A 12,641-nucleotide genomic window follows, 5' to 3' on the forward strand; every position below is an offset into this window, starting at 1 on the left:
CATGGCTAATGCCTATAAGATAGCCTATGCGTGTAACAGCACCTACGTCACTCCGCTACGCAGTCCGTTATGATTTGTGCCCAGCGTTGTGCTGAGTGTTGCCATAAAAATCGTCTCCGTACCTCGCCAAGCCCGGCTTCTCCCATCTGTCGTCGCAAGCTTGGTTGCTGGAGCAGCCTGATGATGGCATCGGCCATTTCCTGCTCACTGTGAGACGGATACACAAGCCAGCCTGTCTCGCCGTGTTGTACAACCTCTGGAATACCGCCGATTCGTGAAGCGACCACAGGCACTCCTGCCGCCATGGCTTCCAGATTGACCAGCCCGAAGGCCTCATCCTTCACTGAAGGAACAACGGTCACATCGGCTAGCTGATATAGCGAGGCCAATGCTGGATGTGGAACATAGTCCAGGAATTGCACATGCTTCCCCAACCTTAGTTTACGCATCTGCCGATGCAACGACGCCGTGTATGGCGTGAGACGGTCATGCCCGTAATAGGCACTACCTGCAATGAGCAGCAGTACGTCCGGGCAGGCGCGGACCACATGCCGTAGGGCCTTCAGCAGCCGGTGAACACCCTTCCCTGGCATCAGTCTGCCCGCGAATAACATGATTTGGCGGCCTGACCAGCCGAAATCGTCCAATCGCGCCGACCTGGCCGCTTCTGCTGCAGGAGTCCACCTTGGCAGGAAATCGCCGGGATGGATACCCAGCTTGTTTATGACGATGCGCTCTCTGACGGCCTCGGGACAGTCAGAAGCTACGATTGCCCCCAAATATGCACTGTTCACGATAATGCGATCCATCGACAACAGCAGCCTGCCCATATCCTTCCGTTTGAGGTAAGGCTCCCGGATGAACGTGGTCGAATGCAAAGTCAGCACAACTCGGCTATCGGGCAAAGCCTCGCGAATTGCATACGCAACTGCCGGGCGGTTGTGTACATCTACTACCGCTGGTAACCATCTCTTTAAATCGGCAATCACCTCAGAAATATAACCTGTTCCCCGCGTATAACGCATGCAGGGAATTCCGTCGACATCGCCATGATCCGGTGCCTCAGCTCCCTTTATGCCATAGATCTGCGCTTGAAGCTCATGACTAGCCAGCGGTACCATGCGGGCAATTACCCGCTCCACAGAACTGCTGCGGGGCGAAGGTATAACAAAGGAGCCCGGTGTAACGACTGCTACCTTCGGCCTCTGCATCACCTCACCTACTTTCTGAGCTTATTCCAACACTCTTCAACACTCATCCTGTATCATATCGTCTGCCTCGCTGAAATGTGCCTCGCTTCTAACTTTGGGCTTACCGCAAGGCAAGCGTCCATGCCTGGCCGATCTTTGATACATATGATGGACTAGAATCACAGTATGATCAGTTGGAGTGACTACAAGGAGGGCGGACATACTCATGTTGCATGTCGGCGTCATGCTCAACCCGGCAACCTACCGGGGCATCCCCGCCATGAGGACGCGATATGAATCTATCGCCAATTACGAGGACGCCGGGTTAAGCTACGAGCTTATCCCCTGCTTTCTTCGTCTGGAGGATATTCATATAGCGACCGGAACATGCCGGGCTTTTGTTAAACACGGCAACGAGTATCGGCAGATGATTCTTCCGTTGCCGCCGGTCATCCACAATCGGACTCTCTATCGGCAAAATGAAAATGCTAGAGATATCAGCAAGCTTGTACAAAAGGGGTTCTATATTTTTAATGAACAAAACCGTTTCCACAAAGACCATATACATGCAATTCTGCAGGAAGACCCTTTGCTACGCATCCACCTTCCCACAACATTGCAAGGCAACCTTTCCTCCATCCATACCTTGATGGAAGAAACCGGAGATGTTGTAATTAAACCCAGTAGCGGTAGCGTGGGTAGAGGAATTATGCGTCTGCGGCATTCCCGCGGAGGCTGGACTTTGCAATGCGCTCATCCGGCTATACCTGAGCGTTGGTCCACCCTACGTTTGAATGTCGGAGAACTCCCATTATTTCTGCACAAGCGACTGCTGCAGGTGCCCCATATCGTACAGGAAACCATACCGCTTGCTTTGTACAACAATCGTCCGTTTGATGTCCGTGTGTCGGTTCAGCGCGGATATGGCGGTATCTGGGGTGTGACAGGCATGTATGCTAAAATTGCTCCTTCCCACACCTTCGTCTCCAATGTGGCACAGGGCGGTACGGCCCGTTCCTTACTAGAAGTGTTATCACAAACAGAGACAGTTCAGACTTCGAACGCAGTCCGGCTGATGAATGAACTGGAGCGACTCTCATTACAAATCGTGCACCGACTGGCACAAACCCTTCCCCGTCTCGCCGACGTCGGTCTGGATCTGGGAATTACCCATGAAGGCAAGATTGTTTTTATTGAATGCAACGGTCGTGACCAGCGCTATGGCTTCAGCCAGGCGGGCATGCACAATGTCTGGAAAGAAACATACTCTCAGCCGATGGCTTACGCTCGTTGGCTTCTCGAACGGATGCCTTCGTCAGACACCGAACGTTCACCAAACCGTCCACTGTATTGATTTACGTCACATTCTGTGTCAATATAGTTCAGAGCGGCCGGACAGGTTCCGGCCAAGACGGCTCGGAAATGAACAAGGGGGATCTGTAATGGCAAAACAGTGGCTGCGGCTCATGACGGAGCTATCATCGCGCAAGTGGGTGTGCCGGATTGTAGGCTCCTTCGCGCAAAGCGGTGCAAGCCGACTTTTTATCCCCACCTTTATACGTACGTACCAGATCCAGACGCATGAGGCGGAACAGGAATGGAAGGAATACCGTTCTCTAAACGCCTATTTTACACGCAAATTAAAAGCGGGCATGCGCCCGATTGATACGAACGCCGAGGTGATGACCAGTCCGGTGGATGCACGGATTACTTTCACTGGCCCAATTACGTCCGGCACTCTTTTAAATGTCAAAGGGCAGGACTATACGCTGGAAGAGCTTCTTAACCGCTCTCCGCGTCTTGAAAAATACACACACGGCTATGCTTTTGTGCTCTATCTCAGCCCGACGGATTATCATCGCATTCATGCACCAGTATCCGGTACGCTGGTAGAAAAAGAGCATCTGCGCGGCAAGGTATACCCAGTGAATGACTTCGGCTTGCAACATATGCGAGCAGTTCTTAGCCGCAATGAACGACAGATTACGTACATTGCCCACGAATATGGTGAGGTGGCGGTCGTCAAGGTTGGCGCAATGAATGTGAGTAGCATCAAATATACGGATGATAAGGCCGTCTCATGGACAAAAGGAGACGATCTCGCCTATTTCGAATTTGGATCAACTGTCGTTTTGCTAACTGAAAACGGCACGTTTGAGCCAGACCCCGCATTGAAGCTGGGGGATGCGGTGAAAATGGGACAACGTCTGGGTTGCTTTCGACACGATCCCAAAGCATAAGTGAATTTATCATAACAGGATTATAGCTACACATATGAGCATTGGGATCGGATGATGTTAAATTGCTCATATAAAAAAGGACCCGGCGTAACTGCCCGGGTCCTTTTTTGGAATTTATCCATTATATTCTTCACGCCTAAATCCGAAACAGCTTGTCCACCGTCCATAGCATTACCGGATCTCAGACGGACTTTTCCCCGTGTACTGCTTGAATTGGCGGCTGAAAAAAAAGATGTCACGGTACCCCAAAGCCTCTGCCACCTCGGTCACATTCATTCCGGCATGTAGTAATAGATGCTGTGCACGCTCAATCCGCATGCTGATAATATGAGATTGCGCGGAAACACCCAGTAGCTCCTTGAATTTAATTGAAAAATAACGCGGTGACAGCCCCGCTCGTGCAGCCAAATCCTCGACGCGATGAGGAAGTCCCGGATGCTGACGCACATAGTTGGCCGTTTCTCGAATGACCTCGGTGAGCTGGTTACTGGCTTGTTGCTCCTGAGGCTCCTTACGGTCCGCACGCAGCAGATGAATCATCAGTTGTTTCAGGATCAGCTTGCCTTCCTCATCAGCTCCGTAAGCACGCTCTAGGCGTAGTCTAACGTATCTGGCAAGCATATGCTCTACCTCGAACGTTTCCTCCAGCATACGGTAGCTTGCAGGAATTAGCTTTGGTTGTTCGATAAGATCAAAATGAATATAGGTAAGTATGAGCGGCTTTTGCGGGTTATGTGTGGCACGGGTATCATCCCCCGGCTTGAACAGGAAGCAGCTCCCCTTGCTCACCGGATACGACGTCCCGTTTAAGACCACTGTTCCTTCTCCGCTCCATACATAAAATAAATCATAGTTTGGCATCGGCTTCTCGCGTACCTGCCACTTCCAGCCCGGCTCGCACACAATTTTGGCGAAGGCCGACAACAGGATAAACGATGACGCAGATGTATCCAGCAAAATCTGCACCTCCTTTTGTTAATCTTTGGTTGTCCTCTATCCCGTTAATTTATAATATAAGCTCAGCGCCGTCATTAAGCAAAAAAATGCGCTTTTATGTTCCAGATGCTTTTGCGTGACGCTTACCGTGTGTAATGCTATAATATGTAATCAAAATGACTTGGAAGGATGAAACGGGAATGAATCCACTGGCAGCGCAGTTAAACCAAAACATTCAGACAGGCAACGAGCATGTATATCAAATGCTTTCTCTTTTAGGGAAAGAAATTTATTTCCCAAAAGAAGGGATTTTGAGTCAATCCGCAGAAGCAGGGAAGCTTGCTAAAAAGTACAACGCTACGATTGGCATTGCTACAGAAGGCAATGGTCCTATGCATTTGGAGGTCATTCAGGAAAAGCTGTCCGCTTACAATCCCAAGGATTTATACCCTTACGCTCCCCCTGCGGGCAAACCTGAACTACGTAGTGTATGGCGTGACAAAATGCTGAAGGAAAACCCTTCGTTGGCTGGAAAAAGTTACGGCCTTCCCGTAGTTACGAACGCGCTGACCCACGGTTTGAGCATTGTTGCCGACCTGTTCACGGATGAAGGGGATGCTGTTATTTACCCAGACAAAAACTGGGAAAACTATGAGCTGACTTTCGGTATTCGCCGTCATGGACGTTTGGTGAATTTCCCGTTGTTCACAGAGGATCAACGTTTTAATAGTGAAGGATTACGCGACGCTCTACTGGCACAGAAAGAATACGGCAAAGCGATCGTTGTGCTGAACTTCCCGAATAACCCGACGGGCTACACACCGGGAGTCGAAGAGGGTAAAGCGATTGTTGCTGCCATCCAGGAAGCCGCGGAAGCAGGCATCAATGTCGTAGTTGTGACGGATGACGCTTATTTTGGTCTGTTCTTCGAGGACTCCCTGCACGAATCACTATTCGGTCAGTTAGCTGGACTTCATCCGAGAATTCTACCAGTCAAAATTGACGGAGCTACCAAGGAAGAATTTGTTTGGGGCTTCCGTGTCGGATTTATTACCTTTGCTTCGGAACATCAGGATGTACTGAGCGCACTAGAACAAAAAACATTAGGGATTATTCGGGCAACGATTTCGAGCGGTCCTCACCCATCTCAAACCTTCGTCCTGGATGCCCTCAAGTCAACAGACTTTGAACAACAGAAGAAAGAAAAGTTCCAGATTATGAAGGGTCGGGCTAATAAAGTCAAAGCGTTACTCGATAGTGGAAAATACGGAGATGTATGGAGCTACTATCCTTTCAATTCGGGTTATTTTATGTGCCTCAAGCTGAACGGCTTGTCCGCTGAACGACTGCGCACACATTTGCTGGAACAATACGGGGTAGGGACGATTGCGCTGGGTGAATATGATCTCCGAATCGCATTCTCATGTATCGAGGAAGAGTATCTGGAAGACCTGTATGACATTGTTTACCGTGGCGCACAAGATTTGTTGAACGCCTAATATGTAACAGATTAAATATAACATCATTAGCGGTATGCCGGATGTTGCGGCATACCGCTTTTTAATGAGCTGAACCATTGTAAGTCACACTTCGCAACAAACTATCCTTCAGCAGCGAGCAAAGATTTCTGTGCGAGTGGCAGCAGGATGACTACCTCGGTTCCGACTCCCGGCTCACTCTCATAGTGTATACTTCCGTTCATAGCTTCAATGATTCGAAAGGAGACGACCGTTCCCAGTCCCGTTCCTACCTCTTTGGTTGAAAAAAACAAAGTACCCACTCGCTCTAGATGCTCCTGACTCATGCCTTTTCCCGTATCCCTAATATGCAGACATGCCTTCTCTTCCTGAATCGCCAGCTTTATGTATACCCTGCCCCCATCATCCGCAGCTTCGATCGCATTTTTCGTCACATGTATTAACGCCTGTAACAGCTGATTACGATCCATATGTACGTATATTTCATTCCTTAGCTCAGTATACAGTCTTACGCCTTGCTTGGTCGCCATCGGTTTCAATAGCAAAACAATCTGTTGAACCATGCCAGACAAATCCATCAGCTCTGTGTTCCCAATCTGCGGTCTGGATAAGTTCAGATAGTCGCTAATAATTCTTTCAGCCCGATCGACCTCTGCTAGTGCCAAAGCAATATATCTGCGATTTTTCCCTTCTAGCCCTGACTGAACCATTTGCAGGAACCCTTTAACCACGGTCAACGGATTCCTTACTTCATGAGCCATAGAGGCAGCCAGTTCACCTAAGGTATTCAGATGCTCAGCATATTTAATCTTTCTTCTCATTTCTTCCCGTTCCAAACTAAACTCCATCCAGAAAGAGGAGGCTCCAATGCTTAGGAATTGAATCACACCGAACCAGAGTATTGCCCGGATCAGCTCGACCTCATCCTTATCCAGCCTGCCATTGGCCCAGGAATGTATTAACAGAAATATAAGCATGGCAATATTGGTCCATATACTCATTAGCATATTCATGCCCACCCGAAGCAACATACTATTGAGCTGCATAAACTTTCTTCTCACCAAGAGAGGGCCCAAATAACACAACATCATGCTGGGAAAGCTCACCACCATAGACTCTGGATCTATATACATACGAGCCATCACCATCAGCGTTATATTCAGAAGCCCTGCCTTTGGACCAAAATATAAAACAGAAAGGATCAGAGGAACATATCGAAGGTCCCAATATAATCCATACCAAATGTACGAAAACATAATGCAAAGCACAGAAGACACACCCAGCACCCCTCCCATAAGCAACGGGGTATGTTTCCTATGCCGATGATCTGACAAAGCGCTATATACCAATAACGGTACAAACACAAGAAATATGTTCACGAGCAGCTTATCTACCAGCATCTCGTCTTTCCCACTTTCCAAGTGATAATGACTACGTACTTCTTCTATTCTCGATAATACGTGTCTTTTCCTCTATCCTCCCCTACATCTGATGAAAAATATAAGGCGATTCGGCAACATACCTGAGCATTGGCCCACGCAATCTAAAAATCCAATTCATAAGATACGATGTATCCTTTATCACAATGACCGAGAGGAGAATGAGCATGGGAGCAGAAGAAACAAGAGGCGGTTACGGTGGTTACGGCGCATTCACAAGCACAGGAACAATTCTGGTACTGTTCATTTTATTAGTTATCATCAGCAAAACGCTCTTTATATAAGCAGGCGGAAATCTGCACCCACGGCTACGATAACAGCGAGCGTACAAAAAAGGCTAATTCGCAGACAGCTCTTGCTGCTTACGAATTAGCCTTTACTTTATTCACATAGATACAAATTACACTTCTTCCTCATCCTGACCGTCCAAACGCCATTTTTTGGCTTGAGCGCCTCGTAACAAGAACACTACTGCAACTCCCCCAAGCAGCGTGAGCAGTGTAGACAGTAGATCTTCCGTTCCTTTTGCCAGAAAAGGAAGCCACAGAACCACAGCAGCCGGCAACGTCAACCGAACAACAAAGTCGAGAAAAGACGCACGACGACTATGCGCAGGAATCGGATATAACTGAAGCCACAACGAATCCTTGTGATACTGCTTTAGTGAAGTAACCTGTACACCAATGAGGAATATGAAAAATAAATATACTGCAATCCCAATCCAGCTAGCATGGGTGATATATATAATTAACAACCCCAGAATTCCAAGCCGAATGACAATACCTGCTGGCTCTGTACGCAGGAATGTCTTAAACAGCAGGTAACGATACGCTCCCCTTCTGTTCCAAGGTATGTTACCTCCCAACCAGGACAGCCAACGACGTGGCGTCACTCTCTGCGTAAGGGCGGGCACATCGACAAACCAGCCCAAAGTGCGCATCACCCGAGCAGCCTGCATACCCTCTGTGCGAATCAGCTTTTCCCAAGCCACTAGCAGCTTGACCGGAAAACGCAGAACAAGCACGTACACCACACCGACCAATATGATAAATGGCACGCTGTGTAGTGGAGGCTGCCATAGCCATGCGGCTACCATCAGCACAGCCAATACCCACCGAAGCAGACGATAGCCTACACTCCCGCCAATCGATACCATGCGAAGCTCTTGCCAGCCGCCGTAGCTGAATAGCAGCTTTAACAGCACAAACAGTAGCAGGGTCAGTAGCAACGGCTTAGGCGCCGCATCACTGCGAATATACAGCGGCCACACGATAATAGACAGCAATAGCAAACCGAATATTTTATACACCACACCCCGAATCCGGCTGGCCTTAAAATAATGGTGCATCGCGTGCTCCTGTGGACGGAGGAAAACAATATCCGCTGCGTTTAAATACGTACGAAAGCTCGCATGAGCAATCGGAATAGCCACAATAAGCATGATCCAGCGGATGGGCAAATCCGGTGGAGTATGCATCAGTAGCGACGTGTACCATGCGGCAAAGGCAATCAGCGCAAAGCCGAAGACCACCGCCAGACCGCTCTGAATGACATAGCCCAGATAGGGCAGCACCTGTCCCCAGAACGCTACACGTCTTTCTTTATGCAAACGTTGCAAATCCATGCTCATTCCCTGCCCTGTACCAGCTCATAAAATGCATCTTCCAGCGGCATGCCCGGCTTACCCGCCTGTGCTGTCACTTCGTCCAGCGTACCCTGTGCAATGATGGCACCCTGATGAAGTACAATGAAACGATCACAATAATTTTCAATCGTGGACAAAATATGAGAACTGAGCAGAATGGACGAACCCGAACGCTTCATCTCTAACATAAAGTCAAGCAGGGAACGAATACCCAGCGGGTCCAAACCCAAAAAAGGTTCATCTATGACATACAACGGCGGTCCCGCTAAAAATGCGCACATAATCATCACTTTCTGGCGCATCCCTTTAGACAGGTGCATCGACATACTCCCACTTTTATCCCGCATACGGAACAAGTCTAGCATTTGATCACTGCGCGTGCGGAAATCTGCTTCGCTAACTCCGTACGCTCTGGCCGTGAATTCCATATGCTCCATCACCGTCATTTCAGGATACAGCTCTGGAGATTCAGGTACAAAAGCAATGGCTCCCTGATATTCCTCTGGATTCTCATCCTGCTTATGCCCCTGCACACGAATTTCTCCGGCCTGCGGTGTCATCAGACCCAAAATATGCTTCATGGTCGTACTTTTCCCGGCCCCGTTCAGACCGATCAGTCCTACCATTTCGCCCGGTTTCACATCCAGCGAAATTTGATGCAGCACCGGGCGCTTGGCGCTATATCCGCCGGTCAGTCCGTTAATTTGCAACACAGGCTGTTGTTCCATGGCTCCCCCTCTTCTCCCTTACTCGTTCGGTTTTGATCCTTTTTCCTTCAGCCATCTTGGTGCACCCTTGTTTTTGCGATCACGCTCGCGCTGTGCTTTTCCTGCTTTGGACAAGGCTGCTCCTTTGCTCTTGCCTGGAGCTGAACCGTTCGCGGAATTTCTGCCAGGACGTCCGTTTTCGGCACGAACAGGTGCCTTTCGGTCCTCCGCCGATGCTCCGTTAGATAAGGATCTAGCCTCGGATGGTCGTACAGGTGCACGCTTGGCATCCGCCGGACGCGGCACAACTACTCGACCTCCATGCAACGCACGCTCTGCGATGTCAATGCCCAGTTCACGGGAGAACTTACGCATAATGAACGTTTCACGGTCGGTGACAACCGATGCCACTAATCCTTTGCGTCCCATCCGTCCTGTCCGTCCTGCACGGTGAACATAAGCTTGACTATCCGTAGCCGGGTCAAAATGAATGACCATTTCAAGTCCCTCAATATCCAGACCACGAGCTGCCACATCCGAAGCGACCAGTACTTTGAGCTTGTCCTCGCGGAATTTGGCCAACACGTTGCTACGCGTAACTTTATCCGCATCTCCATACAAGGACGCCGTAGTCAGCCCCATATGCTTGAGCTTGGCTTCAATCTCCCCGATGGCATTGGTCGTATTCACGAACACCAGCGCTTTTCTCGGATTAAAATGACGCACCAGACGGCGCAGCATATCCACCTTATCCCGTTCTTCAGATACAAAGTAATAGTGTTCCAGTCCACTGGCCGTCTTCTGGTCGGGATCAATCCCAATTTCTACGTATTCACGCATCTCCCGTTTCGCCAGCGACTGAATCTCATCGTTCAGCGTTGCGGACAGGAATACCAATTGACGATCACGTTGGGCGGTGCCCAATATGTTGGTTACATCGCCTGCTCCGCCAAGCTGGAACATCTGATCCACCTCATCGATGACGATGGCTGTAATATTGTGCATTTTCAGCTTTTTCGAAGCGATGAGTTCCCGTACACGTCCTGGTGTACCCACGACAAGCTGTGGATGATCCTTGAGCTTTTCGATTTGACGTTTGATAGCCGCCCCACCAATCAGACCGAGTACACGGATTCCGCGATGCTCTCCGTAGCGCTGACCCTCACGTACAATTTGCATAGCGAGCTCCTGGCTTGGAGCTAGTATCAGCTTTTGCGTAGCCTTTTTCTGTGGATCAATCGCTTGCAGCAGCGGCAGCAAATAAGCCAGTGTCTTGCCTGTCCCAGTTTGTGAGCGCGCCAATACATGCTTTCCCTTCATTATTTCCGGTATAGCCTCTGCCTGAACTGGCGAAGGCTGTGTAATTTCATGCTCAGTCAGTTTGTCCAACAGATCTTGTTCAACGCCGAGCGATTCAAAATTCAATGTCATGAAAAGGTCCAACCCCTATACGTAAATTCGTTACTCTTCATTATATGCGAAAATAGCCCTGTTACCAAATCACAAAAATAAAAGATGTCCCTCACCACAGCTAATGGCTTACGGGACATCTTTTATTTCTTATTCATCACACCATGACCCAGCCTGTCGGTCAGTCTGGGAGCTAACTGATACAGCTTGAGAAAAGGAGATACCCAACGTGGCAGATTAACCTCCTCCTTGCCAAGCTCCATCGCTCTTACGATATGCCGTGCTACCTTATCAGGTTTTAGCATAAACCAGCTTACATTTCGAACATATCCTCCTGAAGGATCTGCCAGCTCAAAAAAGGGTGTGTCAATCGGCCCCGGATTAATCGTCGTTACAGTCACTCCACTCCCGCGCAGCTCTTGCCGAAGCGCATTGCTGAAACCGAGCAACGCATGCTTCGTCGCCGTGTAAGAAGACGATTTGGCTGTCCCGATTTTCCCGGCCATCGATGCTACATTGACAATCTGTCCATGGCCCCGCTCTGTCATTTGCGGCAGAAACGCCTTGATGCAGCGAACAACACCCATGTAGTTCACGTCCATCATTTGTTCAAACTCCGTCAGATCGGTTTCATTAAAATACTCAAACTTTCCGTAGCCCGCATTGTTAAGCAATATATCGACCCGTCCGTACTGTTCCAATACTCGTGCAGCAACAGCCTCTACCTGCTCCTGGCGGGTGACGTCCAGTTGGATAAGCTCATGTCTGCCGCTGATTCCCGCAGATACTTGCTTCAGTCGCTCCTGCGAGCGTGCTGTTAAAATAGGAATCGCGCCCTTTTCGCTTAACAACTGAGCGCAAAGGGCGCCAATTCCACTGGATGCACCTGTAATCACAACTATCTTGTCCTGTAGTATATTCACGGTCATCCCTCCATATTAAAGAAACTTGCTCCTTTAATATTAAGAGATCATCACCTGAATATCCAGCTCACCGATTCCTTCCACCGTAAGCGGAATATAAAGGGCACGCTGAGGCACAAAAGTGGTCAAGTTTTCTGATTTCATGACCTGCGGAGGCGTAATATCTACAACAATTCCCTGACTGGACAAAATCGTACTGGCATTCCCACTAATCATATTGCCCAATTCTGAAATTGCGCTTTTTCCCATCTCATCAATTTCAGTCAACACAAATCCGCCCATCATCGCTGATACCATACGTAGCGCCACCTGTTCATTCAGGCCGAACACAATATTTCCGCTAAGCTGTCCGGTCATCCCGATCATAATCCAGATGTGGTCGTCCACCAGCTCGACATTTTTCACACCAAGATTTCCGGGTGAAGGAGATACTTGGATCAATTGTTCAATGACCCGTCGCGCCGACTCCAAAAAAGGATTTATCACTTCTGCCTTCACGATCAAAGCGCCCCTTTACGATGGGCTTTTAGACACACAACAAAAGTCCCATTTAAATTAGAATTTTTTAATTAAATATTACTGTAAAACGAATCGATCCTCAATAAAATGCTCTCTATATCACTTATCGACAGCTACCCGGTAATTTTTTATAGCTAAATCACAAAAAATGTGA

Annotated in this window: 12 protein-coding genes; 4 read left to right on the top strand and 8 right to left on the bottom strand. The window is 48.8% G+C overall.

Annotated elements, in window-relative coordinates; genetic code table 11:
• Positions 1-47: 47 nt before the first annotated feature.
• Entirely contained in the window at positions 48-1,211 is a 1,164-nt protein-coding gene (locus ACYCSE_RS03735) for a glycosyltransferase family 4 protein (RefSeq protein WP_459701470.1), read from the bottom strand.
• A 205-nt stretch (positions 1,212-1,416) separates the two neighbouring features.
• Here ACYCSE_RS03735 and ACYCSE_RS03740 point away from each other — a divergent pair, with 205 nt between their 5' ends.
• A complete protein-coding gene (locus ACYCSE_RS03740; protein ID WP_452567462.1) occupies positions 1,417-2,544 on the top strand; it encodes a YheC/YheD family endospore coat-associated protein in 1,128 nt (375 codons plus the stop codon).
• 88 nt (positions 2,545-2,632) lie between these two features.
• A complete protein-coding gene (asd, locus tag ACYCSE_RS03745) occupies positions 2,633-3,430 on the top strand; it encodes an archaetidylserine decarboxylase (protein ID WP_061830087.1) in 798 nt (265 codons plus the stop codon).
• Between the two features lie 171 nt (positions 3,431-3,601).
• Here asd and ACYCSE_RS03750 read toward each other — a convergent pair whose 3' ends face one another.
• Positions 3,602-4,387 (bottom strand): helix-turn-helix domain-containing protein, encoded by a 786-nt coding sequence (locus tag ACYCSE_RS03750; RefSeq protein WP_061830088.1) that lies wholly within the window; start codon positions 4,385-4,387, stop codon positions 3,602-3,604.
• A 179-nt stretch (positions 4,388-4,566) separates the two neighbouring features.
• On the opposite strand from ACYCSE_RS03750, the gene ACYCSE_RS03755 reads away from it, so the two are divergent.
• Positions 4,567-5,865, top strand: a complete 1,299-nt coding sequence (locus ACYCSE_RS03755; RefSeq protein WP_061830089.1) for an aminotransferase class I/II-fold pyridoxal phosphate-dependent enzyme — start codon at positions 4,567-4,569, stop codon at positions 5,863-5,865.
• A 101-nt stretch (positions 5,866-5,966) separates the two neighbouring features.
• Here the strand turns inward: ACYCSE_RS03755 and ACYCSE_RS03760 are convergent, their stop codons facing one another.
• Positions 5,967-7,244: a sensor histidine kinase gene (locus ACYCSE_RS03760; RefSeq protein ID WP_061830091.1), complete on the bottom strand. Its 1,278-nt coding sequence runs from the start codon at positions 7,242-7,244 to the stop codon at positions 5,967-5,969.
• A gap of 206 nt (positions 7,245-7,450) precedes the next feature.
• Here ACYCSE_RS03760 and ACYCSE_RS03765 point away from each other — a divergent pair, with 206 nt between their 5' ends.
• Positions 7,451-7,567 carry a YjcZ family sporulation protein gene (locus tag ACYCSE_RS03765; RefSeq protein ID WP_216637468.1) on the top strand — a complete coding sequence of 39 codons (117 nt, stop codon included), beginning with the start codon at positions 7,451-7,453 and terminating at the stop codon, positions 7,565-7,567.
• Positions 7,568-7,683: 116 nt separating this feature from the next.
• On the opposite strand, the gene ACYCSE_RS03770 is transcribed toward ACYCSE_RS03765, so the two are convergent.
• From ACYCSE_RS03770 to ACYCSE_RS03790, 5 genes are all read right to left on the bottom strand, one after another.
• Positions 7,684-8,907, bottom strand: coding sequence for an ABC transporter permease (locus ACYCSE_RS03770; protein WP_061830125.1), 1,224 nt, complete (start codon positions 8,905-8,907; stop codon positions 7,684-7,686).
• A gap of 2 nt (positions 8,908-8,909) precedes the next feature.
• On the bottom strand, positions 8,910-9,656 hold the full coding sequence (locus ACYCSE_RS03775) for an ABC transporter ATP-binding protein (RefSeq protein WP_013311782.1): 747 nt from the start codon (positions 9,654-9,656) through the stop codon (positions 8,910-8,912).
• 18 nt (positions 9,657-9,674) lie between these two features.
• Positions 9,675-11,066 (bottom strand): DEAD/DEAH box helicase, encoded by a 1,392-nt coding sequence (locus tag ACYCSE_RS03780; protein ID WP_061830094.1) that lies wholly within the window; start codon positions 11,064-11,066, stop codon positions 9,675-9,677.
• A gap of 122 nt (positions 11,067-11,188) precedes the next feature.
• On the bottom strand, positions 11,189-11,968 hold the full coding sequence (locus ACYCSE_RS03785; protein WP_250266601.1) for an SDR family NAD(P)-dependent oxidoreductase: 780 nt from the start codon (positions 11,966-11,968) through the stop codon (positions 11,189-11,191).
• Positions 11,969-12,007: 39 nt separating this feature from the next.
• A complete protein-coding gene (locus ACYCSE_RS03790) occupies positions 12,008-12,466 on the bottom strand; it encodes a chemotaxis protein CheX (RefSeq protein ID WP_061830098.1) in 459 nt (152 codons plus the stop codon).
• Positions 12,467-12,641: the final 175 nt, after the last annotated feature.

The organism is Paenibacillus sp. SEL1 (assembly GCF_054602535.1).